This window comes from Catenulispora rubra, assembly GCF_015356825.1.
Taxonomy (GTDB): Bacteria; Actinomycetota; Actinomycetes; order Streptomycetales; family Catenulisporaceae; genus Catenulispora; species Catenulispora rubra.
Map to the genome: position 1 here is coordinate 1 of NZ_JAACYW010000546.1, position 2807 is coordinate 2807.

General features: G+C 67.0%; 2 protein-coding genes. Both read right to left on the minus strand.

The features are described 5' to 3' along the window. Positions 1-126 precede the first annotated feature (126 nt). A complete protein-coding gene (locus tag GWK61_RS60425) occupies positions 127-1113 on the minus strand; it encodes an AEC family transporter (RefSeq protein ID WP_194922159.1) in 987 nt (328 codons plus the stop codon). 349 nt (positions 1114-1462) lie between these two features. After that, on the minus strand, positions 1463-2806 hold the full coding sequence (locus GWK61_RS53775; protein WP_369125690.1) for a YlbE family protein: 1344 nt from the start codon (positions 2804-2806) through the stop codon (positions 1463-1465). Between the last annotated feature and the right edge of the window lies 1 nt (position 2807).

Below are 2807 nucleotides of genomic sequence, written 5' to 3' on the forward strand. Positions count from 1 at the left end.
GTCGGAAAGCCCTGCGGCGCGTCCGGGCGGCGGGGGTTGGAGGGGCGGTCCGGGGGTGGTCGGGTGGCGTAAATACGACGATTGGCCGGTGCTGAGGCATTCACCCGAACCGGTGACTTCGGCCGTTCACCTCAGGAGCGCGGCAACCGTCCAGAGTCCTGCCATGGACGCGACTGTGGAGAAGATCACGGCGTTGCGGGCGAAGACAGTGTCGAGGGCGTATTCGCTGGCGTAGATGAACACGTTCTGGGCCGTCGGGAGGGCGGCGCAGAGGGTGACGGCGAGAACGTCGTGGGCTGGGAGGTTCAGGACGTAATGTGCGAGGACATATGCGAGGACCGGTTGGAAAGCGGTCTTCAGCGTGATCGACGCGATGGTTTCCCCAATAACCGACTTTTTACTTCTAGCGAACTTAGCCTGATTCGCAACACCCTCCACCTCTATCTCCGCCTTCCCCGCGCTCTTGCCGGCGTGTAGAGACATCCCCAGCGTGATCAGAGCCACCGGCACCGCAGCACCGCCGAGCAGACTTAGCGCGCTGCTCACGTCTATCGGAACGTGGAAGTGCGTCGCCGACACCAACGCCCCGAGCGCCGACGCGATGATGATCGGATTGTGTACCGGCAGCATGGCTATGCTCCGCAACCGCTGCCGCAGCCCTGGCTTGGGACCGTCACTCAGGCCCATGAGCGTCAGGATGATCGGCGTCGCGAGGACGGTGTTGAACAGGATCACGGTCGACAGGAAGACGGCGTTGCCCAGCACCTGGACCGCCACCGGGATGCCCAGATTGGCGGAGTTGACGTACCCGGACGCCATCGCGACCACCGCCCCGTTCGGAACGTCGCGCCCGAACACCCGCGTGCCCATCACCAGCCCGAGCCCGCACGCCACCAGCGAGCTGACACCGAACGCGATGATCGAGGTGTTCGCCAAGGCGTGCAGATCAGCCCTCGCCAGCATCCCGAACAACGAGGCCGGCATCGCCACCCGGAAGACGAAGCGCCCCAGCACCGCCTCCACATCGGCGGACGCCGCCCCCACCAGATCAAACCGCGCGGTGAGGTAGCCGAGAGCGGTCAGCAACCAGATGGGTATGAACGCGTTGAGCACGGCGCCACCGTACCGGGGCGACGTGGCACGGCTGTTGCGGGTGCGGTAGGGAGCGCGAGCGGGGCGCGGGTGCTACGTTTTCGGGTGATTTGGCGCTGGGCGGCGCTGCGGGGTCACCTCGACATGCCATCTGCTCGCGCTGGTTCCCCATCCGCATCTACGAGCGGTTCCGCCACTTCACCATCCCGGGCGCCAGCTCGGCATCCATCCGCGCCGCTTCGCCTTTCGCACTAACGAGTGCCTCCACATGCACATCCGCCGCTTCAGCATGTCCGGCGCCGGCTCGGCATCCGTTCGCGCCGCTTTCCCTTCCGCATTTACGAGTGTCTCCGCGTAGGCATCCGCCGCTTCACCATCCTGGCGTCAGTTCGGCATCCGTCCGCGCCAGTTCCTTTTCCACTTCGTCTTTCTCTTCCTCCCGTGCCAGTTCCGCCAACGCCCCGAGCGCCTGCGTGAAGCACTCCATCGGCGGCGTCACCAACCCGGCCCCGACCTGCCCGGTGCCGGCCACCCGCCCGGCCATCCCGGTGTTGATCTGCGGCAGCACCCCGGTGCGCACGACCCGGCTGACATCGATCGCGGTCGGCGTCCCCCGGAAGTCGAGCGCGGGCACCGTGTAGGCGGGGTTCTCGCCGAGCGTGATCTCGTACATCAGCCGCGTGGTCGCCACCGCACTCGCCGCCGTCCCGCCGACCAGCCGCGCGATCGCCGGCGCAGCCGCCATGGCGAACCCCCCGACCCCCGCCGTCTCGGTGATGGCGGAATCCCCGATATCCGGATTGGCATCCCCAGCGCCATACCCGGCAAGAAAAAGCCCCTCGGGCGTATTCGCGGGCGCAGTGAACCACCGATCCCCAGTGCCCGACGTCTGAATCCCGAAGTCGGTCCCATTCCGCGCCATCACAGTAACCACCGTGCTGCCCGGCACCCCCGCCCCAGCCTGCGCCGCAAGCTTGCACGCCGGCATCACGAGGTTGAGGAAGAAGTGATCGTTGCCGGAGATGAAGCGCACGACATCCGCCAACTCCCGCGCATCCTCCCCGTTCTCAATCAGCGACGGCAACAACTCCCGCAACAACATGAGCGTCCCAGCCCGATTCCGGTTATGCCCCTCATCCCCCATATGCAGCATCTGCGCAACGATCGCCTTGACATCCACCGCCCCCCGCCGCCGTACAGCCCGCTGCAACATCGGCCCAAGAACCGTCGACATCCACCGCAACCGCGCAACAACTTCAGGCCCAAAAGCGCCGTACCGCAGCACCTTGCCAAGCCCCTCGTTCAAGCTGCACCACGCGCTACCCCCCGACACCGGATCACGCAGCTCGAAGAGCCACATGCTCGGCGACACGACCCCGGCCATCGGCCCCACGCCGCCACGGTGGTGGCAGGGCGCTAGCTCGGGTGCGGTGGTTCTGGCGGTGGCGCCCTCATCCTCGCCCGCGCTGCCTCCACGGTCGCCGTAGCCTCCGCCCCCGCCGCTGTCTTCACGGTTGCCGCCACCTTCGCCCGCGTCGCTGCCGCCGCGTTCATGGCTGCCGCCGTTGTGGTTTTCATTGCCGTCGCGATCGCCACTGCCAGCAAGGCTTCCGGCGCTTCTGTCGCTCTCGCCGTCACTAGTTCCAGCTCCAGCGAACCAAGCCGCTGCCTCTTCCGGCGTCCCCACCAGCCCCTCAAACAGGGCCGCCCCAATC